General features: G+C 67.4%; 24 protein-coding genes and 1 pseudogene. 13 read left to right on the forward strand and 12 right to left on the reverse strand.

The window, feature by feature from the left end; translation table 11 throughout:
* The first annotated feature begins 74 nt into the window (after positions 1-74).
* Positions 75-590 carry a GNAT family N-acetyltransferase gene (locus ACSHT2_RS27780; RefSeq protein ID WP_440637848.1) on the forward strand — a complete coding sequence of 172 codons (516 nt, stop codon included), beginning with the start codon at positions 75-77 and terminating at the stop codon, positions 588-590.
* Between the two features lie 266 nt (positions 591-856).
* Here ACSHT2_RS27780 and ACSHT2_RS27785 read toward each other — a convergent pair whose 3' ends face one another.
* From ACSHT2_RS27785 to ACSHT2_RS27810, 6 genes are all read right to left on the reverse strand, one after another.
* Positions 857-3,223, reverse strand: a complete 2,367-nt coding sequence (locus ACSHT2_RS27785) for a TonB-dependent receptor (RefSeq protein WP_440637849.1) — start codon at positions 3,221-3,223, stop codon at positions 857-859.
* A 146-nt stretch (positions 3,224-3,369) separates the two neighbouring features.
* Entirely contained in the window at positions 3,370-3,774 is a 405-nt protein-coding gene (locus tag ACSHT2_RS27790) for a DUF2946 domain-containing protein (protein WP_440637850.1), read from the reverse strand.
* A 142-nt stretch (positions 3,775-3,916) separates the two neighbouring features.
* Positions 3,917-5,980, reverse strand: a complete 2,064-nt coding sequence (locus ACSHT2_RS27795; RefSeq protein ID WP_440637851.1) for a hypothetical protein — start codon at positions 5,978-5,980, stop codon at positions 3,917-3,919.
* Positions 5,981-6,128: 148 nt separating this feature from the next.
* The gene (locus ACSHT2_RS27800; RefSeq protein WP_440637853.1) at positions 6,129-8,942 is read right to left on the reverse strand and encodes a DUF4159 domain-containing protein; all 2,814 of its coding nucleotides are present in this window, start codon (positions 8,940-8,942) and stop codon (positions 6,129-6,131) included.
* Entirely contained in the window at positions 8,939-9,883 is a 945-nt protein-coding gene (locus ACSHT2_RS27805; protein WP_440637854.1) for a DUF58 domain-containing protein, read from the reverse strand. The genes ACSHT2_RS27800 and ACSHT2_RS27805 overlap by 4 nt, the downstream gene beginning before the upstream one ends.
* Entirely contained in the window at positions 9,883-10,881 is a 999-nt protein-coding gene (locus ACSHT2_RS27810) for an AAA family ATPase (RefSeq protein ID WP_440637855.1), read from the reverse strand. The genes ACSHT2_RS27805 and ACSHT2_RS27810 overlap by 1 nt, the downstream gene beginning before the upstream one ends.
* 272 nt (positions 10,882-11,153) lie before the next feature.
* Between ACSHT2_RS27810 and ACSHT2_RS27815 the strand changes: the two genes are divergently transcribed.
* From ACSHT2_RS27815 to ACSHT2_RS27830, 4 genes are read left to right on the forward strand one after another with little or no spacing between them, the layout of a single operon-like run.
* The gene (locus ACSHT2_RS27815) at positions 11,154-11,765 is read left to right on the forward strand and encodes a DUF1285 domain-containing protein (protein WP_319330157.1); all 612 of its coding nucleotides are present in this window, start codon (positions 11,154-11,156) and stop codon (positions 11,763-11,765) included.
* Positions 11,762-12,433, forward strand: coding sequence for a CoA pyrophosphatase (locus tag ACSHT2_RS27820; RefSeq protein WP_319330156.1), 672 nt, complete (start codon positions 11,762-11,764; stop codon positions 12,431-12,433). The genes ACSHT2_RS27815 and ACSHT2_RS27820 overlap by 4 nt, the downstream gene beginning before the upstream one ends.
* A complete protein-coding gene (locus tag ACSHT2_RS27825) occupies positions 12,430-12,693 on the forward strand; it encodes a DUF6111 family protein (RefSeq protein ID WP_440637856.1) in 264 nt (87 codons plus the stop codon). The genes ACSHT2_RS27820 and ACSHT2_RS27825 overlap by 4 nt, the downstream gene beginning before the upstream one ends.
* Positions 12,694-12,703: 10 nt before the next feature.
* Entirely contained in the window at positions 12,704-13,957 is a 1,254-nt protein-coding gene (locus tag ACSHT2_RS27830) for a CCA tRNA nucleotidyltransferase (RefSeq protein ID WP_440637857.1), read from the forward strand.
* A gap of 73 nt (positions 13,958-14,030) precedes the next feature.
* Here ACSHT2_RS27830 and ACSHT2_RS27835 read toward each other — a convergent pair whose 3' ends face one another.
* Complete coding sequence (locus ACSHT2_RS27835) at positions 14,031-14,987, reverse strand: LysR family transcriptional regulator (RefSeq protein ID WP_440637859.1); 957 nt, start codon at positions 14,985-14,987, stop codon at positions 14,031-14,033.
* Between the two features lie 120 nt (positions 14,988-15,107).
* On the opposite strand from ACSHT2_RS27835, the gene ACSHT2_RS27840 reads away from it, so the two are divergent.
* The 3 genes and pseudogenes from ACSHT2_RS27840 to ACSHT2_RS27850 all read left to right on the forward strand — a co-directional run.
* On the forward strand, positions 15,108-15,410 hold the full coding sequence (locus ACSHT2_RS27840) for a monooxygenase (RefSeq protein ID WP_440637860.1): 303 nt from the start codon (positions 15,108-15,110) through the stop codon (positions 15,408-15,410).
* Positions 15,411-15,421: 11 nt separating this feature from the next.
* Entirely contained in the window at positions 15,422-15,709 is a 288-nt protein-coding gene (locus tag ACSHT2_RS27845; protein ID WP_440637862.1) for an antibiotic biosynthesis monooxygenase, read from the forward strand.
* A gap of 56 nt (positions 15,710-15,765) precedes the next feature.
* Positions 15,766-15,924 (forward strand): annotated as a pseudogene (locus ACSHT2_RS27850) (sulfite exporter TauE/SafE family protein); the annotation flags it as partial.
* A 60-nt stretch (positions 15,925-15,984) separates the two neighbouring features.
* Here ACSHT2_RS27850 and ACSHT2_RS27855 read toward each other — a convergent pair.
* The gene (locus ACSHT2_RS27855) at positions 15,985-16,857 is read right to left on the reverse strand and encodes a LysR family transcriptional regulator (RefSeq protein WP_319330143.1); all 873 of its coding nucleotides are present in this window, start codon (positions 16,855-16,857) and stop codon (positions 15,985-15,987) included.
* A gap of 142 nt (positions 16,858-16,999) precedes the next feature.
* On the opposite strand from ACSHT2_RS27855, the gene ACSHT2_RS27860 reads away from it, so the two are divergent.
* From ACSHT2_RS27860 to ACSHT2_RS27880, 5 genes are all read left to right on the forward strand, one after another.
* Positions 17,000-18,238, forward strand: coding sequence for an NAD(P)/FAD-dependent oxidoreductase (locus tag ACSHT2_RS27860; protein WP_440637863.1), 1,239 nt, complete (start codon positions 17,000-17,002; stop codon positions 18,236-18,238).
* Complete coding sequence (locus tag ACSHT2_RS27865) at positions 18,235-19,860, forward strand: hydantoinase/oxoprolinase family protein (RefSeq protein ID WP_440637865.1); 1,626 nt, start codon at positions 18,235-18,237, stop codon at positions 19,858-19,860. The genes ACSHT2_RS27860 and ACSHT2_RS27865 overlap by 4 nt, the downstream gene beginning before the upstream one ends.
* Positions 19,860-21,491, forward strand: a complete 1,632-nt coding sequence (locus tag ACSHT2_RS27870) for a hydantoinase B/oxoprolinase family protein (RefSeq protein ID WP_440637866.1) — start codon at positions 19,860-19,862, stop codon at positions 21,489-21,491. Before ACSHT2_RS27865 ends, ACSHT2_RS27870 begins: the two co-directional genes overlap by 1 nt.
* Complete coding sequence (locus ACSHT2_RS27875; protein WP_440637867.1) at positions 21,488-22,474, forward strand: Bug family tripartite tricarboxylate transporter substrate binding protein; 987 nt, start codon at positions 21,488-21,490, stop codon at positions 22,472-22,474. The genes ACSHT2_RS27870 and ACSHT2_RS27875 overlap by 4 nt, the downstream gene beginning before the upstream one ends.
* 88 nt (positions 22,475-22,562) lie before the next feature.
* Positions 22,563-22,841 (forward strand): hypothetical protein, encoded by a 279-nt coding sequence (locus tag ACSHT2_RS27880; protein ID WP_440637868.1) that lies wholly within the window; start codon positions 22,563-22,565, stop codon positions 22,839-22,841.
* 7 nt (positions 22,842-22,848) lie between these two features.
* On the opposite strand, the gene ACSHT2_RS27885 is transcribed toward ACSHT2_RS27880, so the two are convergent.
* The 4 genes from ACSHT2_RS27885 to ACSHT2_RS27900 form a co-directional block, all read right to left on the reverse strand.
* Complete coding sequence (locus tag ACSHT2_RS27885) at positions 22,849-23,061, reverse strand: YodC family protein (protein ID WP_440637869.1); 213 nt, start codon at positions 23,059-23,061, stop codon at positions 22,849-22,851.
* Between the two features lie 272 nt (positions 23,062-23,333).
* The gene (locus ACSHT2_RS27890) at positions 23,334-24,086 is read right to left on the reverse strand and encodes an HAD family hydrolase (protein ID WP_440637870.1); all 753 of its coding nucleotides are present in this window, start codon (positions 24,084-24,086) and stop codon (positions 23,334-23,336) included.
* Positions 24,083-24,970, reverse strand: coding sequence for an oxygen-dependent coproporphyrinogen oxidase (gene hemF, locus ACSHT2_RS27895; protein WP_440637871.1), 888 nt, complete (start codon positions 24,968-24,970; stop codon positions 24,083-24,085). Before hemF ends, ACSHT2_RS27890 begins: the two co-directional genes overlap by 4 nt.
* Positions 24,971-25,090: 120 nt before the next feature.
* Positions 25,091-25,456: a 6-pyruvoyl trahydropterin synthase family protein gene (locus ACSHT2_RS27900; protein WP_440637872.1), complete on the reverse strand. Its 366-nt coding sequence runs from the start codon at positions 25,454-25,456 to the stop codon at positions 25,091-25,093.
* Positions 25,457-25,473: the final 17 nt, after the last annotated feature.

Below are 25,473 nucleotides of genomic sequence, written 5' to 3' on the forward strand. Positions count from 1 at the left end.
CCCCCTGGGGAGAAGCCCGGCACTGACACCGCCCATGGACCTTCACAAGCGCAAGTGCTACTCCGCGAATTGACATGAACGATCTCTCAGTGACCATCCTTCCCGAGGCCGCCGGCGACGCTCAGGCGATCGAGCGGCTGCACGAACGTACCTTCGGTCCCGGCCGCTTCGTGCTGAGCGCCTACCGGATTCGCGAGCACGTCGACCATCTGCTCGAACTGTCCTTCACCGCCCGCATCGGCACGCTGCTGGTCGGCTCCGTCAGGCAATTGCCGATCCTGATCGGCGATACGCCCGCGCTGCTGCTCGGGCCGCTCACCGTCGAGCCACCGTTCCGCGGCCGCGGCGTCGGCCGTCTGTTGATGGAGCGCGCGCTGAAGGACGCGAAGGCGAATGGCCACCGCCTCGTGCTGCTGGTCGGCGACGAGCCCTATTACAGCCGTGTCGGCTTCAAGCCGGTCCCCAAGGGCCGCGTCACCATGCCGGGCCCTGTCGACGCCGCCCGCATCCTGGTGTTCGAGCTCGTCGACGGTGCGTTCGAGGGCGTATCCGGCCCGGTCGGTCCCGACTGGAGCAAGGCGCGGGGGTAGGGGCTCGTGATGTCGCTGTAGCCCGGATGAACGCAGTGACATCCGGGAGATTCGTCACCGCAGATGCACTGTCCCCGGATATCGCTGTGCTCATCCGGGCTACGACGCCGTGCATTGTGAGTACGAGAGCGGCTCCTCATGCTCCGTCATTGCGAGCGTAGCGAATCAATCCAGAATCTTACCGAAGAGGCAGTCTGGATTGCTTCGTCGCAAGAGCTCCTCGCAATGACGAGATGTGCCGGGCCCGCAGGCCCGGCCTATCAGCGCTAGAACTTGAAGTTCGCGAACGCCCTGACGCCGATGCCGGGCAGCAGCACCTCGTCCTTGGTGTAGGACACCGAGTTGCGGATGTTCTCGTTGAGCAGGTTGTTGCCGACGAGGCCGACCAGCATCTCGCGCGCGCCGAACGGATTCGGCCTGAGCTTGGTCTTGTAGCTGACCTCGGCCTTCAACAAATTGTAGCCCGCCGTCGGCGTTTCCGCGATCTCGGCCACGTTGGTCTGCGCGAAGGCATGCAACAGGTTGATCCGCATCAGCCAGTTGTCGTCGCGCCAGAACACACCGCCGCCCATGCGCATGGGCGGAATCCGCGGCACGTTGGTGCCGTCGCTGAAGGTGGCGCGGACAAAGTCGAGCTGGTTCTCGATGCCCCAGATGCCGCCCTGGAAGGCGCCGACGTCGAGCTGCGACTGGAATTCGCCGCCGCGGAAGTTCGCGTTCCGCTGCGAGTAGACCGCCTGATTCAGTTCGCCATCGGGCGCACCGCACGAGGCAAAGTCGTCGTCGCACATGACCCCGGTGAGGCGGCGATAGATGAAATTGTCGAAATGCGTGTAGTAGACGGTCGCCTCGAAGCGGAACGGTCCGGTCGCCCTGCGTACTCCGAGCTCGACCGATTTTGCGGTCTCGATGGTGAGGTTCGGGTTTCCGATGTCGAATGTCGCCGTCGCGTCATGACCGCCGCGGGAAAACAGCTCGGCCGCCTTCGGCGCGCGCTCGACATATTGTGCGGTGATGCTGCCGACCATGCCGCCCGGCAGGTCCTGCAGCAGGCCGATGCTGCCGCTCTTCGGCGTGAAGGACGGATTGCGCGCGATCGGCGTCTGCGGCGTGCCGTCGGGCAGGTAATCCGCCGGGAAGTCCGGCGTCGTGCCGTGCAGCTCGACATGCTCGATGCGCCCGGCGATCTGCGCCCGCGTGGTCTCCGTGAACTTGAACTCGTTGAAAGTGTAACCGGCGACGCGCGTGCTGTTGTTCGGGTCCCACAGGCCGTTGAACAGCGTGCCGGGATTGTCCGGGCTCGGCGCGCTCAATTCCTGATGGCCGACCTGGAAGCCCAGTGCGGTCGTCACCTCGGCGAAGCGGGCGTTGAACGGCATCAGCTGCACCTCGGTGCGGATCTCCTGCTCCTTGTTGGTGAAGGTCTGCCTGATGCCGTCGGTGTTGAGGTCGGCGGGATCGGCGAGGCCGATCTCGTTGTGGCGGTAGTCGGTCGCGCCGGCCCAGAAGCGGATCGCGTCGATGGCGGCCGCGTCGGGGTGGTACTCGCCCTTGACGTTGATCTTGGTCTGGTGCGCGTCGATCCGCGTCTTGTGGTCGGCGCCGTCGATACCGGGGATATGGTAGAGCGAGTCGTTCTGCGTGATCGATGCGCCGATATAGCCGCCCTGGAAGAAGTAGGAGCCGCCGATCGAGGCGCCGTCCGAGCGCGTCGCCGAGTTGGGTTGGCGGCCGTTCACGGGACGCGACTGGTCGGTCAGATAGGGATAGCTCGGGATGTAATAGTCCGAGGTGGTGCGGCCATAGGCGTCGGCATGGAACGCAAAATTGCCGCCGCCGGTATCGAGCAGCACGCCGCTTTCGACACCGCGGTCGACCGAGCTGAAGGCGGTTCGCGTCTCGGCGGTGACGCAGGGCGAGGTCGCGGCGCTCGCGAGCGGCGCCTTGGTCGGGAGGCCGTAGGTCTGGAACGATGGCGCGCAGGAGGGCAGCGCATCCGGAATCCGGTTGTTGGTGGCGCTGACCACGCCGCCGATCGAGGTCGAGCCGTAGCGCAGCGCCGCCGGCCCGCGCACCACTTCGACCTGGTTGGTCGCGAGCGGATCGATCGGGACGAAATGGTCTTCGCCGAGGTCGGAGGCGCCGCCGGCATTGGTGCCGTTCTCGAGGATGCCGACGCGGTTGACGTCGAGACCCCTGATGATGGGCCGGCTGGATGCGCCGGGCGCGAAGCTCGATCCGGTGATGCCGGGCTTGGAGAACAGGAGATCGCCGAGCTGACCGCCGCCCTCGCGCCGGATCTCCTCGTTCGGCACCACGGTGACGGTGGCGAACTGGTCGGTCACGATTGGCAGCACGCCCTGCTGGGGCGCGGCGGGCGCTTGGGCTGCAGGCGTTGCTTCAGCCGTCTGCTCGCGGCTGCGCACCCGTGCGGTCCGCGTGCCGCGGCCGGCGTTGCGGGACACCACCGCTCTGCGCACGATGGGGCTCGGAGCCGTCACGGTGACGGCGGGAAGCTCGGTCGACGATTTGTCCTGCGCCGAGTCTTGAGCGAACGCAGATGTGGCGGCAGCGCCGAGCAGGAGCAGGCTTGCTCCGCCAAGACGTTGCGCGCGTCGCGATTTAAATGACATTGTCCTGATTCCAGTCAGGCGCCGTCCGGATGATGGTTTGCTGATCGGAGGCGGCCTGCCGTCGCGGTGGCGACGGAATTCGACTTCAACTTCTCCCGGGCATTCGCCTGAAAGCGGCGAGGCCGGGCGTGATCAAGCGTTGGAAGTCAGGACGCAGGAGGCGCGCGGGGCTGGAACGCCGTGCCGGCCGATTTCAGATGGATGAATTCGGCATCCGTGGTGCGGCGGAGCAGCTCGATCGCTTGCGGCAGCAGCAGCACAGGCGGCGTCGCCGATACGACGGTGCCCGCCATCGCAATGATGGTGCAGATAGCGCAATTGTCTTCGCCCTGATGCTCTCGGTCGGGGCTTGCCGGCGATTGCTTGTGGACCGCGGCGCGGTCGATCGCGGCAACGCCCTTGGAGCCGTCGGTCTGCTGCAGCGAGGATTGGGCGAGGGGCGCGGCCTGGGCGAACCAGTGGCTGTGGCCGAACGTCAGCGCGAATTGCACCAGCATCGCGAACAACGCGAGCCGGGCGCCGTGCCTGATATTCGACCGGAACCACTTCATCTGGAAACGCCACCCCCACATCAGGGCGTCAATCCCAGGACGCCGCGATGTTATAGTGTAACATCGCCCGATCGGTCAGCGGATGTCAACGGCGGGGGGATCAGCGCATGCAGACCGCCGACCCGATGTGTCGTTCCGGCAACTAGCGTCCCTCGCGGACCCAGGTCGCGGCGAATGCGCCGAGCAGCAGCAACAGGCCGATCAGGCCGGAGAAGATCGGCAGCACGCCGACGCCCTTCACCACGCTGGCGTCGCGCATCCGCACCCCCATCCAGCCGTCGCCGTTGAAGACGCTCGCCGAGCGCACCGGCAGGATGCGCGGCAGTTCGACGCCGGAGCCACTGGTCACGCGCACGGCGTTGCCGCCCGTTGCCTGTGTCAGCGGCCTCAGCGTATCGACCGTGGAGGTGACTTCCGAAAACTCCTTCGGATTGGTCGGGCCGACATTGATCAGCGCCTTCAGCGTGCCGTCGGTGGCCTGCCAGAGGCCGAGTTCGTTCGCCGGCAGGCTGGCGCGCCACTCGCCGGGATCGGCAGGCGCCAGCGTCAAATCGTGCGACACGCCCGACGGCGAGGTCACGCTCACCGGCTGGACGCTGTCCGCCATGGTTTGACGCACCACGACGAGGTCCTTGCCCTGCACCTGGAGGCGCAGCGCCTCCTCGTCCAGATCAGGCTGCTTCATCAGCCAGTGCGACATCCGCCGGAGCAGATCGAGATGCGGCCCGCCACCCTCATAGCCGCGCGCCCACAGCCAGATGTGGTCGGAGAGCAGCAGCGCGACGCGGCCCTCGCCGAAGCGCGACAGGAACAGGAGCGGCTTGCCGTCGGCGCCGGTCATGACGGGCGGGTTGACGGCATTGCGGGTGTCGACGGTGCGGAAGAACCGGCTCCAGTGCGGCGGCTCGGATCCCGAGCCCTCCAGCCCGCGCGTGACGGGATGGCGTTTGCCGACGTCCGACAGGTGCGCGTAGAACGGCTTTTCCGTCACGCCGACCGGCTCGGCCGGCAGCACCGAATCCAGCGGCGTGCGCCAGATGCTGGTGTTGGAGGCGTAGTCCGGGCCGGCGGAGACCAGCACCGCGCCGCCCGAGCGCACATAGCGCGCGATGTTGTCGAAATAGGCGATCGGCAGCACGCCCTGGCGGGCGTAACGGTCGAAGATGATCAGCTGAAATTCGTTGATCTTCTGCTGGAACAGCTCGCGCGTCGGAAATGCGATCAGCGACAATTCGTTGATCGGCGTGCCGTCCTGCTTCTCCGGTGGGCGCAGAATGGTGAAATGCACGAGGTCGACGCTGGCGTCGGACTTGAGCAGATTGCGCCAGGTGCGCTCGCCCGAATGCGGCTCGCCCGAGACCAGCAGCACCCGCAGCTTGTCGCGCACGCCGTCGATGGCGACGACGGCGCGGTTGTTCACCGGCGTCAATTCTCGTTCGAGCGGCGAGGCCTCGATCTCGACGATGTTCGGCCCGGCGTGCTTGATGTCGACGTCGACGCTGGCGCTCTGGCCGCTTCCCAGCGTGCGCTCGTTGATGACCTCGCCGTCCCGGCGGATCGTGACCTTGGCGCGCTCGCCGGAGACGCCCTGGTCGTCGAGCCGGTAGCTGATGGTCTGGGTCTGCCCGACGATGCCGAAGCGCGGCGCCGCCGTGATCGCGATGCGGCGGTCGCGCTCGTCCTTCTGCCCCGTCACCAGCGCGTGCACCGGCGCCTGGAAACCGAGCGCGGCGGCGTTCGCCGGAATGTCGTGGACGCGGCCGTCGGTGATCAGGAAGGCGCCGGCGACGCGGTCGACCGGCACGTCCGCCAAGGCCGAGGCGAGGGCGCCGAACAGTTTGGTGCCGTCCGTCTCGCCATCGGCCTGTCCGGCCTCGACGACGCGGACTTCGAGGCCCTTGATCTTCTTCAGGCTGTCGACCAGCGCTTCCTGCGCCTGGGCCGCCTCGCGGTTGCGGTTGCCGAAATTCTGGCTCGGGCTCTTGTCGATGACGACGGCCGCGACCGAGGTGAGGGGATCGCGGTCCTCGCGCGTGAAGGAGGGATTGGCGAGTGCCAGCAGGATCAGCGCCAGCGCGGCCACGCGCACCGCGGCGCCGCGCGCACGCGCCAGCAGCAGCACCAGCGCCATGACGACGATCGCGGCGAGCGCGAGCCACAGCACGATCGCGGGAACAAGCGGCGTGAACGCAATGCCGTAATTCATCAGACCAACCTATCAACGTCATTCCCGAGCGATGCGAAGCATCGAATCCGGAATCTCGAGATTCCCCGGTGCGCAATGCGCACCTGCGGTCTGGTCCTTCGGACCATCCCGGAATGACGGGGCGTGTGGTTCAAGCTCACGCGCATCTCTATTGCCCCAGCCGTTCGATCAGCGCCGGTGCGTGCACCTGGTCGGCCTTGTAGTTGCCGGTCAGCGTGTACATCACGATGTTGGCGCCGGCCCGGTAGGCGAATTCGCGTTGGCGGGGGTCACCGCCGGTCACCGGCAGCATGGCCTGCCCGTCGGGCCGCACGGCCCAGGCGCCGGCAAGATCGTTCGAGGTGATGATGATCGGCGAGACGCCGTCGCCGCCGCGCGCCGGCCGCTGCGCGCTGTCCTCGTCCTCTTCGCGCGGCAGGGTCTCGACCCAGGTCTGGCCGGCGGTGAAGCGGCCGGGAAAGTCGCGCAGCAGATAGAAGGTCTTGGTCAGCACGTGCTCGCGCGGCACCGGCTCGAGCTCGGGCACGTCGAGGGACGACAGGATCTCGCGCAACGTCTGCATGCCCGGAGTCTGCGAGGCCCCGTTTGCGCCGGGCGGTGCCTCGATCGCGTCGCGGGTGTCGAACAGCACGGTGCCGCCCTGCTTCATGTAGGCGTCGATCTTGTTGATGGCGTCCTGCGGCGGCTTCGGCGCGCCCGGCACGATCGGCCAGTAGATCAGCGGGAAGAAGGCAAGCTCGTCGCGCGCCGGATCGACGCCGACGGGATCGCCGGCCTCGAGCGCGGTGCGCTGGGCCAGGAACAGCGTCAGCCCGTTCAAGCCCGCCTTGACGATGGAATCGACGTCGGCATTGCCTGTTACGACATAGGCGAGACGGGTCTGCGACACCGCCTTCATCGCGAACTCGTCCGCGGCGCCGTCGGCGCGCGCCGGCGTCGGCGCAAACGACATCAGGCCTGCGAGCACCAGGGTGAACACGATCATTGCGGGCGCAGCGCGGCGGTGCAGCAGCGCGGCAATCCCGCCGCCGAGCACCGCGACGATGATGGCGTCGATCAGGAACAACGCGAGCGCCGTCGACAGCAGCCAGCCGCGCAAGTCTCGCGGTTCAGCATTGGTGTAGGTGGCGTGCCGGGCCCGCAGGCTCGCGGTGTTCAGGGCCGCGATGCGGTCGGCGGCGGCAAGTGTGTTCACGGCAAGCGGTCCTTCTGCCGGACCATAGAAGCCCGGCGGGTGATCGGGTGTGGCCCGATCGCGATAATCGGCAGGCAACGGCTTTGCGGTCGCCGGCGGCGGGCCGAAGGCGCCGAAGCCATCGAGGATGCGCAGCGGCGCCACCGTCTCGGCGGTCGCTTCACCGGCAACGCCCGCGCCGGGCTTGGCGGTGTAGCCGGACATGTCGACCACCCGCCGCAGCATTTCGACGAAGGTGCCCGACATCGGCAGGTCCGACCAGCGCATGTCGGCGCTGACGTGGAACAGGCTGACGAGGCCCTTGCCGCGATGCTCGCCGGTCACCAGCGGCGTGCCGTCTTCCAGCGAGGCCCAGCTCTTGGTGGCGAGCACGGCGTCGGGCTCGGCCAGCACCTGGCGGCTCACGGTGACGTCCTTGGGGACCATGATGCCGGCAAACGGACCGTCGGCCGCGAAGGAGGCCAGATGCTGGGGCTTCTCCCAGGTCAGGCTGCCGCCGAGCGTCCGGCCGCCCTTGCGCAGCTTGACCGGCACGAGATCGTCCTCGGCCTGTGCCAGCCGGGGACCGGCGAACCGCACCAGCACGCCGCCCTGGTCGATCCAGCCATTGAGGCGCTCGCGGAGCTCGGGGGAGATGGTGCCGACATCGGCGAGGATGATCATCGGCAGCTTCTGGTCGAGGAACTGGGTGATGCCCTGCTGCGGCGAGCCCTTGTCGGCGAGCCGGACGTCGGCAAACGGCGCCAGTGCGCGGGTGAGATAGAAGGTCGGCGCGAGCAGCGGCTGCGCGGTCTCGCTGGTCGAGCCCGAGACGACGCCGATGGCGCGGCGGCGCCAGCGCTTGTCGAGCAGCTGCACCGCGCCGGCGGAGCGCTCGCCGGATATTTCGAGCCGGGTGATGTCGTTGCGCAGCTCGACCGGCAGATCGAACGCGGCTTCGGTCTCCTTGTCCTGCGGGCCGAACGAATAGCGCGCTTCTCCGATCGGCGAAGCCTTCTGGTCGAGCGCGCGCACGGTGCCGACCGCGATGCCGCTGTCGGTGCGCAGCACCTTCACCGTCATCTTCGCCGCAGCGTTCTCGGCCGCGACCAGCGCCAGCGGCGAGGAGGTGCCGCCTTCGAACACGGTCAGGCTGCGATCGCCGATGGTCTTGCCGAGGCCCTGCACGAAGTCCTCGCCGCGGCCGGTGTCGACGCCGTCGGAGAGCCAGGCGATCTCGCAGTCGCCGGTGGCCTTGAGGAAGCGGTCGACCGCAGCCAGCGTCTCGACGCGATCGATCGAATAGGGCTTCGGCGCGAGTTGCCGCAGCGCGACGCGCGCCGCACCCGCCGGCATCAGGGTGATATCGCGGTTCGGCTCCGACAGTGGCACCAGCGCGATGGCGCGGCGGTCGTTGTCGGCGTTTGCGATCAACTCGTCGGCGGTCCTGATCCTGACGTCCCAGTGCGATGCGGCGCTCCAGCCGTCGTCGAACATGATCATCAGCGGCGCCTTGCTGCCGGCGCTGCCTGTTTGCGGATTCCAGATCGGGCCGGCGGCGGCAAAGATCACCAGCGCGGCGGCGAGCAGGCGCAGCGCAGTCAGCCACCACGGCGTCCGCGAGGGCGTCTCCTCCCTGGGGGCGATGTCGAACAGCAGGCGCGTCGGCGGAAATTCGATGCGGCGCGGCCGCGGCGGCATCACGCGGAGCAGCCACCACAGCACGGGCAGGCTGACGAGGCCGATCAGGAGCAGCGGTTGAGTGAAGGCGAGCGGCAATCCCATCATGCGGCCGGCCCCGCCTTGATCGTCGTGGTGCGGGCGCCGGACTTGCTCACCTGCATGCCGGCATGCAGGAACAGCAGCAGCTCCGCGGCCGAGCGGTCGGTCGCGTGCGTCGTGAACAGCCAGTCGAGCTTGTTGGTCTCGGCGCGGATCTGGTCGCGGTGCAGCGCGAGGCGTGCGGTGTAATCCTGCGCCCAGCTCTCTGCGCGGCCGGCGGTGATCACGCCAAAGCCTTCGGGCTCGACGAACTCGACGCGGCCGGAATAGGGAAACGTTTCCTCGGCGGGATCGACGACCTGCACCATCGTGCCGTGCGCGCCGGCGCCGGAGAGGCCTGCGAGCGTCGTCCTGATCTCGGTGATCGGCGACCAGAAATCCGACAGCACGATGATCTCGGCCAGCGCCGCGGGCACGAAGGATGGCGGCAGGCTCAGCCGGTCGGCACCGTCGTGCAGCATCGCCTGCGCCATCCTGTCGATCACGCTGCGGCTTGCGGTCGGCGCCATCAGCCCGGGAATGCCGACACGCTCGCCGCCGGCGACGAGCAGTTCGGCCAGCGCGAAGGCGACGATCAGCGTCCGCTCGAGCTTGGACTCGCGCGCGGTCTTCGAGGCGAACGCCATCGAGGGCGAGCGGTCAGGCCAGATCCAGACCGTGTGCGAGGCTTCCCATTCGAGCTCGCGGACATAGAGATGGTCGTCACGCGCCGAGCGGCGCCAGTCGACATTCTGCGCCGGTTCGCCCGAGACGAAGCGGCGGTACTGCCAGAAATTCTCGCCGGCGCCGGCGCGGCGCCTCCCATGCAGGCCGTGGATGACGTTGGCGGCGATGCGGCGGGCCTCGAGCACCAGGCGCGGCAGCGAAGCGGCGAGCGTGCGGCTTTCGCCATCGGCACGTCGGATCGCCAGTGTCTCCTTCGCTGCGTGCCCGTTCTCTGCCGCCATCAACCGATCCGTGTCTTCAATTGCCGGATCACGTCCGGAATCGTGCGGCCTTCGGCGCGCGCCTGGAACGTCAGCGCCATGCGGTGCTTCAGCACGGGTTCGGCGAGGTCGAGCACGTCGTCGACCGAGGGCGCGAGGCGTCCGTCGATCAGCGCACGTGCGCGTACAGCCAGCATCAGCGATTGGCTTGCGCGCGGGCCGGGTCCCCACGCGATGAACTTGCCGGCTTCGCCGGCGTCCGGACCCGGGCGGGCCGAGCGCACCAGCGACAGGATCGCCTCCACGACGGAATCGCCGACCGGCAGGCGCCGGATCAGCCGCTGCGCGGTGATCAGCGCATCCGCTGTCATCGAGCCCCTGGCCAGAGTCTCCTCCGCGCCGGTGGTCTCGAACAGGATGCGGCGCTCCGCATCGCGATCGGGATAGTCGACGTCGATCTCCATCAGGAAGCGGTCGAGCTGGGCTTCGGGCAGTGGATAGGTGCCTTCCTGCTCCAGCGGGTTTTGCGTCGCGAGCACGTGGAACGGCTTGGGCAGGTCGTGCCGCGCACCGGCAACCGTGATGTGCTGCTCCTGCATCGCCTGCAAGAGCGCCGACTGGGTGCGCGGGCTGGCGCGGTTGATCTCGTCGGCCATCAGGAGCTGCGCGAACACGGGACCGGCAATGAAGCGGAAGGCGCGCTTGCCCGCGGTGCTCTCATCCAGCACCTCGGCGCCGAGAATGTCCGACGGCATCAAATCGGGCGTGAACTGGATGCGCTTGGCATCGAGACCGAGCGTGACGCCGAGCGTTTCCACCAGCTTGGTCTTGGCGAGGCCCGGCACGCCGATCAGGAGCGCATGGCCGCCGGAGAGAATGGTGACCAGCGTGTTCTCGATCACGCGATCCTGGCCGAAGATGACTGAGGCGATCGCATCCTTTGCCGCGCGAACCTGGCTCGACACCTGCTCGGCCGAACGGACGATCCCGTCCTCGAGTTTCTCGACACTCTCCGCCATTCGCTCGCTCCTTCAGCCTGCCACGCGGCTTGCTTGCATCGTCACGTCAGCACGTCACGTCGGGGTCATCACGTCACGTCATGGGCCCTATGCTAGACTTGCAGGAAGGCCATGTATTCGTTGAATTAACCTATCCCCACCTTATCGGCTTCGGGGTATGTACGGCATCACGAAGTGGCGACCTCCACACCGGACTATTCCGGATGGAACCGCACACCCGACGACAACGTAGACCTGCACCAATCGTGCCAATCACAAAGTCAGGGCAAACAATGGCGAACCAAGGGCAGAGCGCCGATCGCGGTCTTGAGGGGCTGACTGCGGCCGCCAAAGGCGCTGCCAATGCCGAGGGCGCCAAAAAGGGTCTGCCTCCGGTGCATCTGTGGAATCCGCCGTTTTGCGGCGATCTCGACATCCGAATCGCGTCCGATGGTACTTGGTTCTACTTGGGGACGCCAATCGGGCGTCCTGCCTTGGTCCGCCTGTTTTCGACCATCCTCAAGCGCGAGGGCGACAAGCATTTCCTGGTCACGCCGGTGGAGAAGGTCGGCATCCGCGTCGATGATGCGCCGTTCATGGCGGTCGAGATGGAGAAGGACGGCGAGGGTAACCATCGCGTGCTGCGCTTCCGCACCAATGTCGATGACTGGGTGACCTGCGATGCCGCGCACCGGCTGCGATTCGAGCAGGCACAGGATGGCGGGCTGACGCCTTACCTGCACGTCCGCGCCGATCTCTGGGCCAAGGTCACGAGGGCGCTCTATTACGATCTGGTTGACATGGGTGAGGAGCGGATGGTCGATGGCCAGCCGATGTTCGGTGTCGAGTCGGCCGGCGAGTTCTTCGCCATGGCCGATGCGGAGCAGGTGAGGGCCGCGCTTTGAACAAGCCTATCCCCAGAAGCGATCCCGCCATCCTGGGCGCGGCGGATTTCTTCGCCCGTTCGCGGGCGAAGTTCGGCTTCGACGTGCCGCCGGGCCTCTACGATCCGAACATCATTCCGGCCTCGGGGGATCCCGGCACCGACAAGATGCTCGAGATCATCGCGCGCGAGCAGCCGGTGCGGCCGGCGGCGGTCCTGATCGCGGTGGTCGACCATCCGGAGCCCACCATCCTGCTGACGCAGCGCTCGGCGCATCTCAACGACCATGCCGGTCAGATCGCGTTTCCCGGCGGCAAGATCGACGCGACCGATTCCTCGCCGCTCGATGCGGCGCTGCGCGAGGCCGAGGAGGAGGTCGGGCTGTCCAGAGACTTCGTCGAGCCGCTCGGCTATCTCGATCTCTACGGCACCGCCTTCGGCTTCCGCATCCTGCCGACGGTCGCGAGGGTCAGGCCCGGCTTTTCGCTCACCATCAACCATTCGGAGGTTGATGATGCGTTCGAGGTGCCGCTATCCTTCCTGATGGACCCGGTGAACCACCAGGTGCACAGCAAGGAGTTCCGCGGCATGGAGCGCTCCTACTACGCGATGCCGTTCGCGGAACGCTACATCTGGGGTGCGACGGCGGGAATGCTGCGTGTGCTGTATGAGCGGATCTATTCATCATGATCCGGACGGTTCTGACCGAGATCGGAATCTTCCTCATCCCCTTTGCCGTCTATGCGCTGTTTCTGGCCGCGACGCGGTCCGGCCTGTTCGCGCGATCCTCCTGGCCGGTCCCGATCGTCGCGCGCCTTGCGCTGGCGGCGATCGTGCTGGTCATCGCGGGCCTGATCGGCCTTGCCCATTTCTCCGGCGCGCCGCCGGATTCGACCTACGTTCCCGCCCATGTCGAGAACGGCAAGCTCGTGCCGGGCGCAGAAAAATAGGGGGCGACCGATGAGCGCGGAGCCTTTGCTTGCCCATGCGCCCTGGCTGACCGCAGGCGGGACCGCGCGTGTCCTGGAACTGCTCAGCACTGATGGCGAGGAGGCGCGGGTGGTCGGCGGCGCCGTGCGCAATGCGCTGCTCGGTCTCCTGCCTGGCGACATCGACATCGCGACCACGGCGCTGCCGGAGGAGGTGATGCGGCGTGCCAAGTTCGCCGGCATCAAGGGCGTGCCGACCGGCATCGACCACGGCACCGTCACGCTGGTGATCGACGGGCACCCCTATGAAGTCACCACGCTACGCGAGGACACCGAGACCTTCGGCCGCAAGGCCAGGGTCGCGTTCGGCCGCGACTGGGTGAAGGATGCCGAGCGCCGCGACTTCACCATGAACGGCTTGTCGGTCGATGCTGATGGTGTCGTGTACGACTATGTCGGCGGCATCGCCGATGCGAGAGCCCGCCGCGTGCGCTTCATCGGCGATCCCGGCCAGCGCATCGCCGAGGATTATCTGCGCATCCTGCGTTTCTTCCGCATCCACGCCGCCTTCGGTGCCGGCGAGCCCGACCGCGAGGGCTATCTCGCCTGCATCCGGGGACGTGCGGGCCTGGCCAGCCTCTCGGCCGAGCGGGTGCGCATGGAGATGCTGAAATTGCTGGTGGCCGGCGGCGCAGCCGCGGCCGTGCTGGCCATGGCCGAGGGCGGATTGCTGCAGGTGTTGATCGGCGGCGTCGTCTATACGGGCCCCCTCTCGACGATGATCGCGATCGAGCGCGAGCTCGGTCTTGCGCCAAGCAGCACGCGACGCCTGGCCGCGCTATCGGTCGCCGTGACCGAAGACGCCAAGCGCGTCGCCGCGCGCTTGCGGCTCTCCAATGCCGAGGCCAAGGCGCTGGATTCGATGGGGCATCGCTGGTGGCGCTTCTCCAGAAAGGACGAAGCCAATGCACGGCGGCTGCTCTACCGGCTCGGTGCCGAGCGCTATCACGATCGCGTATTGCTGGGCTGGGCGAGGAACGACGACGTCAGTTCGCCGCACTGGCGCGCGCTCGCCGAGCTGCCGCAGCGCTGGACCGCGCCGAAATTTCCGCTGAAGGCCGCCGACTTCATCGCACGCGGTCTGGCCGAAGGACCCGCGCTCGGACATGTGTTGACGCTCGCCGAGGACGCCTGGCTTGCGGCGGATTTTCCACTGGAGCAAGCCGCGCTCGCTGCCATCGCCGATCAAGCCGTCGCACGCGTCAGCCGCGATGAGAAGCCGTAGGCTTCGGTGCCGAGCCCACGGTGGCGATCATCGCGGTCTCCGGGAGCTTTGCCAACGCCAGCCGCATGGTCAGCTAGGCCGACCGCCTTCCCGCACGCATAACGCGGCGGTCTTCCGCCCGGGGCGCCCACGGGTCCCCTGAGGGATCATCACCGAGGCTCTCTGCAAGAAAGTCGATGAAGAGGCGGAGCCGGCTCGGTACGAAACGCCGATGCGGGTACAGGACATGCACGCCGAGGCTGCCCCAGTCGCAGTCCTCCAGGATCGGGACCAGCAGGCCTGCCTCGATGTCCTTGCCGCAGACAAATGACGGAAGCCACGAGACGCCAAGCCCGGCAACGGCTGCCTTGCGCAACGTATCGGCGCTGGTCGAGGCGAGCCGGGCGGTCATTCTGACCTTCCCGTGCACGTCACGCCGGCGCCAGGACCAATCGAGACGAGGTGCGGGCTGCGAGAAGGTCAGCGCGGGCAAGGCCGAGAGCATCTCAGGCGTGTCGGGAACGCCGTGCCGGGCCAGGAAGTCCGCGCTTGCCACGACGCGAAAGTTGGTTGTCGCGAGCTTGCGTCCTATCAGTGCAGTGTCGAGCGACGGTGCGACCCGGATCGCCATGTCGAAGCCTTCTTGCACGAGATCGACCGGGCGGTTCGTCAGGTCGGCGACGACCGCAATGCCGGGATGCCGCGACATGAAATCGACTAGCAGCGGCGCCAGGTGGTCCTGGCCGAGCTCGACCGGCGCCGTCACGCGGAGCGTCCCCCGCGACTCCCGGTTCTCCGCCCCGACGGTGCCCTCCGCCTCGTCGACGGCCTCGAGGATTGCGAGCACCTTCTCGAGATAGAGCTGCCCCTCCGGCGTCGGCCGGACCGACCGGGTGGTTCTGTCCAGAAGCCGGGCTCCAGTGCGCTCCTCGAGATGACCGACATGCTTGGCCACCATCGCGGCCGACATCGCGCAGGCGCGGGCCGCCGCGTTGAAGCCGCCGAGCTCAACCACCCGCACGAAAACACGCATGCTGCTCAGCGTATCCATGGCCCTATCCCACACTCCCAGTCAGCATCGATCCTACCACACGGTGACTTCTCGCAAGCGTGTCGGCGACGTAGATCGCCGCGCGAGCCCGATCGGGCCGTTGCGAACAAGAGGTACCACATGACGACATTGCTGCAATTCGACTTCGCGTTCGATGGGCCGTGGGGCGAAGATCTCCAGGTCGCCTGCCGCGATCTTGCGGACGACATCGCGGCCCAGCCCGGGCTCATCTGGAAGCTCTGGGGCGAGAACCGCAGCGCGGGCCGCGCGGGGGGCGTCTATTTGTTCGAGACGCCGGAAGCTGCCGCCGCCTATGTGGCCAAGCATCGCCCGCGTCTCGCCGCCTTTGGCGTGACCGACCCCGTCATCTCCTCCTTCAGCCTCAACCTGCCGCTGTCGCGTACGACGCGGGCGCCGCTCTGAGAGGGCCAGCGATGTACACGACCATTGCCGAAGTCGAGATCGAGGATCTCGCGCGCTTTCTTTCCATCTTCGCAACGGACGGCCGGAACAAGCGGGAGGCGCATGGAAGCCTCGGGGCCGAAGTGCTGTTCGCATCGGATGGCTCGGACAGGGTCATCGTCCTGATCGACTGGCGGGACGAGGCGGCCTACGACGCCTTTCGATCCGACGCCTCGGTGCCGCCGACGATGGCCAAAGGCGGCGCCAAGGGCCGCCCCCGGTTCACCCCCGTCATCAGGGCCGGCCGGTTCGCCGCATGACGCTGGACGCGGCGGCCAGGTCGCCTGCCGCGTGCCTTGCTGACAGTTGCCTTGCCGCCTTCGCGCTGCTGATCGGCGCGATCACGATCCCCGGCGCGTTTCTCGCCACGGCCTTCGTCGAGCGCATGCCGCTGCACGTCCACACCGCGATCCTCGATGTCGCGGTGATCGCCGGCAGGCTGGTGATGATCTCGGCCGCAGGGAGGCAGCTGGTCTGGCTTCCCGGCGAAGAGCGTTCCCTTGGAAGCCGGTGCGCCTGCAATTCTCGCGTGGCCTCAACCGTCGCTGCGCGCGGCGCTGCGCAGCATCTTGACGAAGGCCTCCGCCGGCGGCGTGAGCGCGAGCCCCCGCCGCTGATAGATATAGTAGCGGCGGCGGATGTCCGGAGCGCGCAGCTTGATGAAGCGCACGTCGAAATTGGGCGCGAACAGGCGTCCATAGTCCGGGACGAGCGCAAGGCCGGTGCCGACGCCCACCAATGACAAGGCGGTGGTCAGATATTTGACCTCGACGGCGGTCTGCATCGAGAGCGAGCTGTCGTGCGCATGCAGCAGGCGCTCGATGTGGCGGTTGAACTCGCTGGAATAGATCACCCAGCGCTCGTCGCGCAGCTTCCGCCACGAGACGGCGCGTTGCTGCGCCAGCTTGTGCCGGGCTGAGCAGACCACCCGGATCGGGACATCCATCAGGAACGTGCTGGTGACATCCTCGCCGGTGGCGCGCTCGGGGCCGACGCCCAGTTCGGCCTCGCCGCGCCGCACGATGCTCACCACCTCGTCCGCCATCGCGTCGGCCACGCGCAGGCCGATATCCGGATGATCGCGCTCGAATTCGCCGAGGACCGCGGCCACCCATGTGCACGCCAGCATCTGCGGCGCAACAACGCGCAACAGGCCGGTACGGAGCGCACGAAGGTCGGAAGCGCCCTCCGCGATCTGTTGCAGGTCATCCAGGATGCGACGCGCGAAGGGGAGCAATTGCTGGCCCGCCGCCGTCAATAGTACCACCGCGCCCCGGTCGAACAGTTTCAGGCCGAGCGTGTCCTCGAGCTGCTGCACCAGCATGCTGACGGCCGACTGCGTCAGGTGGATCTGTCGCGCTGCCGCCGTGAAGCTGCCGGCGCGCGCGACTGCGGCGAAGGCGCGCATCTGGCGCACGCTGAGATGGGAGAGGTCTGCGGGGCGCATCGAATATCCTCGGTCGATATGCAGCGATTATCAGAAAACCTGATAAGAGTATTAAAAGAATTCGCTTGTGTGATGGTGGAATTATTTTTCAGAATTCACCGCCATGCATATTGTCGTCATAGGGACCGGAATCGTGGGCGCTTGCAGCGCGGCTTGGCTGCAGCGCGACGGCCACGACGTGACGTTCGTCGATCCTCTGGATGCGGGCGAAGCCTGCTCGTTCGGCAATGCCGGCTCGCTTTCGCCCAGCGCCTGCCTGCCGGTGGGCATGCCGGGCATGTGGAAGAAGGTGCCGCGCTGGCTGCTGGATCCGTTGGGGCCGCTGACGGTGCGCTGGACGTATGCACCGCGCGTGATGCCATGGCTGTTGCGCATGCTCGCTCATTCATCGCGCGAAGAAGTGACGCGCATCGCCACCGCGCTCCGTTCGCTGCTGTCCCCCATCTTCGACTGTTACGATCCGCTGGTCGCCCATGCCGATGCCCGGGATCTGGTCCGGCGCAGCGGCTGCCTCTACGTGTTCTCCTCGCGCGAGACCGCGGCGCAATGGGCCTGGGGCATGAACCTGCGGCGATCGCTGGGCGTGCGGATGCAGGACGTCGAGCAGGATGAGCTGGAAGCGCTGGAGCCCGATTTGAAGGGACGTTTCCGGTTCGGTATTCTCGCGCCCGAGAACGGCTCGACCTCCGACCCGTCCGCGCTCGTCAAGGCGATCTACAATCGCTGCATCGCCGATGGCGCGCGCCACGTCCGCGACCGCGTCCGCGGTTTCGAACGGCAGGGCCGGCGCGTCACGGCGGTGACCCTGGAGCGCGGCGAGCCGCTGGCGGCGGATGGCGTGGTGGTGGCGGCCGGCGCCTGGTCGGGGCCCTTGGCCGCGTCGCTCGGCAGCCCTGTGATGCTGGAGACCCAGCGCGGCTACCATGTCACCGTGCAGAGTTCGAACCTGGCGCTCCGCCACACGGTGATGGCGGTCGAGCACAATCTCATGGTCAATCCGATGGCCATGGGCCTGCGGCTGGCCGGCACGGTGGAGTTCGCCGGCCTGAAAGCGCCGCCCAACATGGCGCGCGCCGACGCTCTGCTTCGCCAGGGCCAGCAGCTGTTTCCCCATCTGGATACGTCGTCCGTCACGCGCTGGATGGGCCATCGGCCCTGTCTTCCGGACAGTCTGCCGGTGGTCGGTCCGGTCCATGCGGCTGACAACGCCTGGCTCGCCTTCGGCCACGGCCATATGGGCATGTGCATGGGTGCGGCAACCGGTCGCGAGATCGCGCATCTGGTGGCCGGCCGCCCGACGCAGGTGGATCTGGCGCCCTTTTCGCCGGGGCGCTTCCGGTGACCGCCCGGTGGTCGCTTGCCGTGGACATGGGGGGCACCTTTGTCGATGCAGTGGCCTTGCGCGGAGACGGCCACGTCGCGGCGCTCAAACATCCGCGCGCAGGACGCGGGCTGGCGGAGCCGATCGTCGAGGCACTCGATCGACTGTGCGCGCAGGCGGGCATCGTGTCCGGCGACGTCGACCGCGTGGTGCACGGCTCGACGATCGTCACCAATCTGCTGCTGGAGCTGAACGAGCCGCCGGTCGCCCTCGTCCTGACGCGCGGGATGCGCGATGTGCCGGTGCTGGCGCGACAGGACCGCAAGGAATTGTATGAGCCGGTGATCGAGCCGGCCGTGCCCGAAGCGAAGCTGTTTCCCGAATCTTTGCGTTTCGAGATCGGCGGACGCATCGATGCCGACGGTCACGAGGTCGATCCGCTCGAAGTGTCGGCCATCGGTACGATCGCGGATGCCATGAGCGCGGCCGGCGTGCGCGCGGTGGCGATCGGCCTGCTGTTCTCGCACCGCAATCCCGCGCATGAGCGCGCGCTACGTGCCGCGCTCAACGCGCGCCTTCCGGATCTGGACATCTCCCTGTCCAGCGAGGTCGATCCGCAGCCGCGGGAATTCGAGCGCTGGCTGACCACGGCGCTGGACGCCTATGCCAAGCCGCTGACCGCAGATTATTTGCGCACGCTCGCCGAAGCGTTGAACAAACGCGCTCTGCCTTCGCTGCGTCTGATGCGATCGGCGGGCGCCACCGCGTCCTGGCAGGAGATGGCGGCGCAGCCGATCGGATTGGCCATGTCCGGCCCCTGCGCGGCCTTGCAGGGCGTGGCTGCCTGCCTGGGTGCATGGCGGGAGCCCGCGATCAGTCTGGACGTCGGCGGCACCAGTGCCGACATCAGCGTCCTTCGCGACGGCCGGCCGACGTTCACCGAAGAGCTTGAATGTGGCGGCTTGCCGATCCGCCAGCGCTGCGCAGACATCACCTCCATCGGCATCGGAGGCGGCAGCGTGATCTCGGTGCTGCCGGGCGGTGCTCTGCGGCTCGGGCCGCGCTCGCAGGGCGCCTGGCCCGGTCCGGCCGCCTTCGGTCTGGGCGGTGACCTGCCGACGCTGGGCGATGCGCTGTGCGTCCTGGATCGCCTGCCGCCCCGGCTGGCCGGCGGGATGGCGCTGGACCGTGCCGCTGCGGACGCGGCGCTGCGCGATGTGGCCGGCGCGCTCGGTCTCTCGTTGCCGCGCACGGCCGAAGCCGTCGTGAGCGCGGCCGCCGCCGGGATGGCGGAGGCGCTCAAGACCCACGCCTTCCAGCGCAGGCTGGATCCGGCGGATGCGGTGCTCGTCGCCATCGGCGGAGGCGGCGCACAGCATGCGGCCGAAGTCGCGGAGCTCGCCGGGATGCGCCGCGTGCTGGTGCTGCCGCACGCCGGGGTGATGGCGGCGCTGGGCATGCTCTGCGGTCCGGACGAGGGCGACGTCCGCATGGCGGCGAGCGAAAGCCCGTGGGGGTCGCTGCCGCTGCAAGGCGAGGGGCCGCAATCGCTGTTCGCGCCGATGACCACCGTCTGGGTGCCGGCAGGCTGGTCCTGGCGGTTGATGCCGGATCAGACGCTCGCGCTGGAGGCGAAGGTCTGATGACGCGCGTCAGCGACCTCGCACCCGATGAGGCCATCGCACTGCGCATGGAGCCGCTGCGTCTGGCGCTGCAAGGCACGGCCGACCGCATGCAGGCCGGCATGATGCGCGCCGCCGTGTCGTCCATCGCCCGCGAGGGCGGCGACTGTGCCGCAGCGCTGTTCCTTCCGGACGGACGGTTGCTGGCCCAGGCGCGTTCGCTGCCGCTGTTGCTGGGATCGCTGATACCGGCCGTTGCCGGCGTGCTCGCGCGCTTTCCGCTTTCGGCGATGTCGGAAGGAGACGCCTATCTGCTCAACGACCCCTGGTCTGGCGGCACGCATTTGCCGGACCTCGCCCTGGTCCACCCGGTCTTCCAGGATGGCGAGGTGATTGCCCTGGCCGCCGCCAATCTGCATCACCAGGATGTCGGCGGCATGGCTGCGGGCTCCATCCCGCCCGACGCCACCGAAGTCTATCAGGAGGGCCTGCGCCTGCCGCCGGTGCGCTGGCGCAGCGCCGAGGGGGTGCGACCCGACATCGACGCCATCCTGGCCGCCAACTCGCGAACACCGGACAATCTGCGGGGCGATCTGGAGGCGCAATGGGCAGCGCTGACGCAAGGCGCGCGCGAACTGAGTCAGATCGCGCGTCACACCGGACCTCGTTTCTCCGAGGTTTGCGATGCGTTGATTGCGCAGACGGAGCGCATGACCCGCGCTGCCCTTCTGGCCGTGCCCGACGGCGAATGGATCTGGCGCGATCAACTGGATGGCGACGGCGTCGACAGCGCGCCGGTGGCCATCGTGGTGACCTTGCGCAAGCAGGGTGACGCGCTGGAGATCGACTTCGAGGGGAGCGCGCCGCAGGTTCGTGGACCGCTCAACGCCTCGCCGGCGGCGATGCTGTCGGCAGCCCTGTTCTTCATGCGCACGCTGGCGCCGGAGGCTCCCAACAATGCAGGTTGCCTGGTGCCGCTGACGCTGAAGCTTCCACCCGGCAGCCTGGTCAATCCGAAGCTGCCGGCGGCGGTCAATGCGCGCACGGCTACCGTGAAGCTGGCTTGCAACGCCATTCTCGGCGCCTGGTCGCGGGCGGCAAGCGGGACGGGCGTGGCGCCGCATGCCGGCGTCGCCACCGTGCTTGTGCTCAGCGGCACGCGAATGGACGGAGTGTGCTGGATGTTCACCGAGATCATCGCCAGCGGCGCCGGCGCCAGCACCGATGCGCCGGGGCGCGCGGGCGTTTCCACGGACGTCGGCAACGCGCGCAACACGCCCGTGGAGGTGATCGAGGCCGAAGCGCCGCTGCGTGTCGAATGCTACGAGATTTGTCGCGGCAGCGGCGGCTCCGGCGCGCAACGCGGCGGCGATGGCGTGCGCCGCGTCTATCGCCTGCTCGAAGGTCAGGGGTGGATCGCCTATCGCGGAGAGCGCCATGTCGGTCGTGCGCGCGGTGCGCGAGGCGGCGAGCCCGGCGCAAATTCGGTGGCCCGTATCTTGCGTGTGGACGGAGCGATCGAGCTCTTGCCCGCGCGTGCCCGCATCGCCTGGTCCGCCGGCGATCGGCTCATCATCGAGACCGCCGGCGGTGGTGGCTGGGGTCCTGCTTCAGCTGACGCCACGAAACCCCATGTAGGAAATTACCCATGATCGATCTGCTTGTTTCGCGCCGCGCAACGCTCGTCCTGGCCGCCATCGCGATGCTGCTGCCTGCGTCGGGTCATGCGCAGGCAACCTACCCGAACAAGGCGATCCATATCGTCGTGCCGTTCGCGCCCGGCGGCAGCACCGACGTGCTCGCGCGGCGTCTGGGCGACAAGCTCGCCACGGCCTGGGGCCAGCCCGTGGTGATCGAAAATCGCCCCGGCGCCGGCGGCGCCCTGGGCGCCGACTTCGTCGCCAAATCCGCACCTGACGGCTACACCCTGCTCGCGGGCGTCACCGGCAGCAACGCCATCGCGCAGGCGCTGTACCCGAAATTGCCCTACAACGTGATCAAGGACTTCGCGCCCGTGTCGATCATGGTGACTGCGCCGCTGGTGCTGGCCGTCAATTCCGACGTGAAGGCGAACAGCGCGGCCGAGTTTCTCGCTTTGGTCAAGTCGAAACCGGGAGCGCTGAGTTTCGGCTCGGCCGGCAACGGCACGTCGATGCATCTCACCGGCGAGATGTACAAGCAGGCCGCCGACGTCTCGATGGTGCACGTGCCCTATCGCGGCAGCGCCGCCATGCTCACCGACCTCATGAGCGGTCAGATCCAGGTCACGTTCGGCGACGTCCTGGTGCTGATGCCGCAGATCCAGGCCGGCAAGGTTCGCGCGCTGGCCGTCACCTCGAAAACGAGACACCCCCTGCTGCCGGAGGTGCCGACGCTCGATGAATCGGGGCTGAAGGGTTTCGAGGCGCTGTCATGGCAGGGCCTGTTCGCGCCGGCCGGCACGCCGCCCGAGGTGGTGCAAAAGCTGAGCGCGGAGGTGAACAAGATCCTGCAGTCTGCCGACATCAAGAACTATTTCGCGGCGCAGGGCTTCTCGGTCGAGGGGTCGACGCCGGAAGCGTTCAAGGCCTTCGTCATCAAGGAAGTGGAGAAGTGGACACCGATCGTGAAGACCGCGGGCGTCGAGGCGAATTGAGGCGAGCCGGCGCGATGTCCTCGCGTCTTATGCTGCCCGGGTCGCAGTGCACTTGCGGCCCACGCTGGCCTGATGATCGGCGTCGTTCATGCAGCGCGGGTGGGTGAGCACCCTGCCGAACTCGATGAAGATCGCGCGCGAGCAATCGGCGGGATCGGCGATCGACGAGAAGTCGGCGGGAGCCTTCAGTGTCGTCGCCGCGGGCGCGGAGTCCGCGGCATGCGATCGAGATCAGGCCATCGCAGCGAGCGAGGCGATGATCGCGAGGCTTGCGATCCGGGCGGCAAAATTGATGCGGACGAGGCATCACATCCCAATCGGCGCCTCCCGATTTGGTTCCGGCGCGCGCCATCGCGGGATGCGCTGAGGCGGAGCTATTCGTCGTCCTCGTCGTCCTCTTCATCCTCGTCGTCCTCGACTTCGTCCTCCTCGAGCCGCTCGAGCACGGCGAGCGGCAGCGTCTCGCGGAACAGCTCGCCTTCCATGCCCATCCACAGGCAGACAACCTCATCGCCCTTCACTTCCGCAACGGTCAGCGGCTGGCCACCGGATTTGAGCATGACGACGTCGCCGGCTTTCAAGTCCATGAGGTGGTCCTTTCAGGTAGATCAAACGTGACGCTAGCAAGCCGTTGTGACAGGCTGATCACGGGCGCCTCGATCTGGCGCGGCGCAGTGGTCATGCGCGAGAGGTTCGAGGGGGCCTGCTGGTTATGTCGGCCGAACCTTGCGACGATGACACTCTACCCCTGTTTTGCCCGACGGATCAGGAAAAATTTCGGCGAAACGGTAAGTGCTTGAAATTCCAGCAGGCGCTTACTTTGCATGGGGTTGTTTTCGCTGTTTTGTGTTTTGCTTGGTTACGCCTGGTCAGGCAGCAGCTCGCCGAGCGAGCGGATGATGCGGTCTGGCCTGACCGTCGAGCCTTCGGGCAAGCCGTCTCCATGCACGTCCATCCAGATCGAGTAGATGCCGAGACGCTGCGGTGTCACGACTTCCCATTCCAGATTGTCGCCGATCATCCAGGTCTCTTCGGCGGTGACGCCGAGCGCCTCCATCGCATGCAGATAGGCGCGCTCCTCGGGCTTGCCGAAGCCGTGCTCGCCTTCGATCTGGATGTGGTGGAAGCGGTGCGCCAGCTCGAAGCGCTCGACCTTGGCGCGCTGCATGTCCGCGGCGCCGTTGGTGACCAGCGCGAGCTTGATGCCGAGTGCCTTGAACTCGTCGATCGCCTCATGCGCGCCGGGAAACACGAACATCTCTTCCTCGCGATAGGCGGTGAAGCGATCGGCAAGGCGAATGGCGAGGTCGTCGGGCAGGGCGCGGTGGCCGGCCGCCGCAAGCGCGGCAAAACCGCCCTTGACCGTCAGGTGCCGCGCCTCGGCGAGCTTCATCCGCCACGCGGCTTCCGCGTTCGCCCAGAAGTCTCGCGCGAAAGCCAGCACCGCGGTTGCGACCTGTGCCGGCGGCAGCGGCGCCAGCTCCTCGGCAAACTCGCTCGCGATCGTGTTCCAGGCGATCTCCGGCCGCCCATAGGCCGACAGGATGGTGTCGTCCATGTCGATCAGCATGGCGCGCGGCAGCGGCCTCACTGCGAGCTTCATCGTGGTCATGGCCACTTCACCTCCGGCGGCAGCGACGACAGGATGGAGTCCACATTGCCGCCGGTTTTGAGTCCGAAGATGGTGCCGCGGTCGTAGAGCAGGTTGAACTCGACATAGCGGCCGCGCCGGATCAGTTGCTCCTCGCGATCCTCCGCGGTCCAGCCTGTGGCGAAATTGCGCCGCACGATCTCGGGATAGATCTTCAGGAAGGCGCGGCCGACGTCCTGGGTGAAGGCGAGGTCGGCGTCCCAGTCGCCGCTGTCGTGCCAGTCGTAGAAGATGCCGCCGATGCCGCGCGCCTCTTTCCGGTGCGGCAGGTAGAAATATTCGTCGCACCACTTCTTGTACTTGTCGTAGTCGGCAACGCCATTCGGCTGCGCGCAGGCCTGTTTCATCGCGGCGTGGAAGGCCACGGCGTCGGCGTCGTCCTGCGTCCGCCTTCGCTCCAGCACCGGCGTGAGGTCGGCGCCGCCACCGAACCAGGCCTTGGTCGTGACGACGAAGCGGGTGTTCATGTGCACGGCGGGCACGTTCGGGTTGCGCATATGCGCGATCAGCGAGATGCCGGAGGCCCAGAACTTCGGGTCTTCCGCGGCGCCCGGAATCTGTGCGCGAAATTCAGGCGCGAACTCGCCGTGCACGGTCGAGCAGTGCACCCCGACCTTCTCGAACAGGCGGCCATGCATCATCGACATCACGCCGCCACCGCCGGCCGCGCCGGTATGATCGGTGCGCTGCCAGGGCATGCGCTTGAAGTGGCCGGCCTCGCCGGGATAGAGGCTTTGCGGTGCGTCATCCTCGAGCCGCTCGAAGCTCGCGCAGATGTCGTCGCGCAAACGTTCGAACCAGGTGCGGGCGCGGGCTTTGCGGTCGTCTATCGTTGAGGCGTCCATCTTCCATTCCCAAACGAATCTGCCGGAGGGTGGGCAAAGGTGCCCTTGCGCCGTGCCCGCCACCTTCACCGTTATCCTTGAATGGTGGGCACGCTTGCGCTTTGCCCCCCTTGCGAAGTCCTAGCCCTGCGGACCGTAATAGGTGCAGCTCTCGTTGCAACTGTCGCGGTGGATGCTGACGCGGGTCAGCTTGCCGATATGCGCCAGCCGCTCCCAGACGAACCGCGAGAGGTTTTCCAGCGTCGGCTTGCCCAGCGCCTCGAGCTTGTTGAGGAACTTGTGGTCGAGCGCAAGCCGGACATCCTCGATGGCGCGCTGGAGAAGGCCGAGATCGATCACCATGCCGGTGTCAGGATCTGGCGTGCCGCGGACCGTCACCTCGGCGCGGAAGGAGTGGCCGTGGATCTCTTCGCTCGCCGCGCCAAAGGTCGTTCCCGACAGGGAGTGCGCCGCCTCGAAGCGAAACGATTTCGTCAATTCCCACATCTGTTCGAAAACCCGAT

It is taken from the genome of Bradyrhizobium sp. PUT101 (genome assembly GCF_052043945.1).
Taxonomy (GTDB): domain Bacteria; phylum Pseudomonadota; class Alphaproteobacteria; order Rhizobiales; family Xanthobacteraceae; genus Bradyrhizobium.

Excerpts from the sequence above, each read along its gene's own strand:
- ACSHT2_RS27830 (WP_440637857.1), top strand. The coding sequence starts at position 12,704 with ATGAGCGCGGAGCCTTTGCTTGCCCATGCGCCCTGGCTGACCGCAGGC.
- ACSHT2_RS27880 (WP_440637868.1), top strand. The coding sequence starts at position 22,563 with ATGCAGCGCGGGTGGGTGAGCACCCTGCCGAACTCGATGAAGATCGCG.
- ACSHT2_RS27890 (WP_440637870.1), bottom strand. The coding sequence starts at position 24,086 with ATGACCACGATGAAGCTCGCAGTGAGGCCGCTGCCGCGCGCCATGCTG.
- ACSHT2_RS27825 (WP_440637856.1), top strand. The coding sequence starts at position 12,430 with ATGATCCGGACGGTTCTGACCGAGATCGGAATCTTCCTCATCCCCTTT.
- ACSHT2_RS27790 (WP_440637850.1), bottom strand. The coding sequence starts at position 3,774 with ATGAAGTGGTTCCGGTCGAATATCAGGCACGGCGCCCGGCTCGCGTTG.
- hemF (WP_440637871.1), bottom strand. The coding sequence starts at position 24,970 with ATGGACGCCTCAACGATAGACGACCGCAAAGCCCGCGCCCGCACCTGG.
- ACSHT2_RS27870 (WP_440637866.1), top strand. The coding sequence starts at position 19,860 with ATGACGCGCGTCAGCGACCTCGCACCCGATGAGGCCATCGCACTGCGC.
- ACSHT2_RS27860 (WP_440637863.1), top strand. The coding sequence starts at position 17,000 with ATGCATATTGTCGTCATAGGGACCGGAATCGTGGGCGCTTGCAGCGCG.
- ACSHT2_RS27840 (WP_440637860.1), top strand. The coding sequence starts at position 15,108 with ATGACGACATTGCTGCAATTCGACTTCGCGTTCGATGGGCCGTGGGGC.
- ACSHT2_RS27795 (WP_440637851.1), bottom strand. The coding sequence starts at position 5,980 with ATGAATTACGGCATTGCGTTCACGCCGCTTGTTCCCGCGATCGTGCTG.
- ACSHT2_RS27885 (WP_440637869.1), bottom strand. The coding sequence starts at position 23,061 with ATGGACTTGAAAGCCGGCGACGTCGTCATGCTCAAATCCGGTGGCCAG.
- ACSHT2_RS27875 (WP_440637867.1), top strand. The coding sequence starts at position 21,488 with ATGATCGATCTGCTTGTTTCGCGCCGCGCAACGCTCGTCCTGGCCGCC.
- ACSHT2_RS27805 (WP_440637854.1), bottom strand. The coding sequence starts at position 9,883 with ATGGCGGCAGAGAACGGGCACGCAGCGAAGGAGACACTGGCGATCCGA.
- ACSHT2_RS27780 (WP_440637848.1), top strand. The coding sequence starts at position 75 with ATGAACGATCTCTCAGTGACCATCCTTCCCGAGGCCGCCGGCGACGCT.
- ACSHT2_RS27785 (WP_440637849.1), bottom strand. The coding sequence starts at position 3,223 with ATGTCATTTAAATCGCGACGCGCGCAACGTCTTGGCGGAGCAAGCCTG.
- ACSHT2_RS27900 (WP_440637872.1), bottom strand. The coding sequence starts at position 25,456 with ATGTGGGAATTGACGAAATCGTTTCGCTTCGAGGCGGCGCACTCCCTG.
- ACSHT2_RS27800 (WP_440637853.1), bottom strand. The coding sequence starts at position 8,942 with ATGATGGGATTGCCGCTCGCCTTCACTCAACCGCTGCTCCTGATCGGC.
- ACSHT2_RS27855 (WP_319330143.1), bottom strand. The coding sequence starts at position 16,857 with ATGCGCGCCTTCGCCGCAGTCGCGCGCGCCGGCAGCTTCACGGCGGCA.
- ACSHT2_RS27835 (WP_440637859.1), bottom strand. The coding sequence starts at position 14,987 with ATGGATACGCTGAGCAGCATGCGTGTTTTCGTGCGGGTGGTTGAGCTC.
- ACSHT2_RS27845 (WP_440637862.1), top strand. The coding sequence starts at position 15,422 with ATGTACACGACCATTGCCGAAGTCGAGATCGAGGATCTCGCGCGCTTT.
- ACSHT2_RS27810 (WP_440637855.1), bottom strand. The coding sequence starts at position 10,881 with ATGGCGGAGAGTGTCGAGAAACTCGAGGACGGGATCGTCCGTTCGGCC.
- ACSHT2_RS27815 (WP_319330157.1), top strand. The coding sequence starts at position 11,154 with ATGGCGAACCAAGGGCAGAGCGCCGATCGCGGTCTTGAGGGGCTGACT.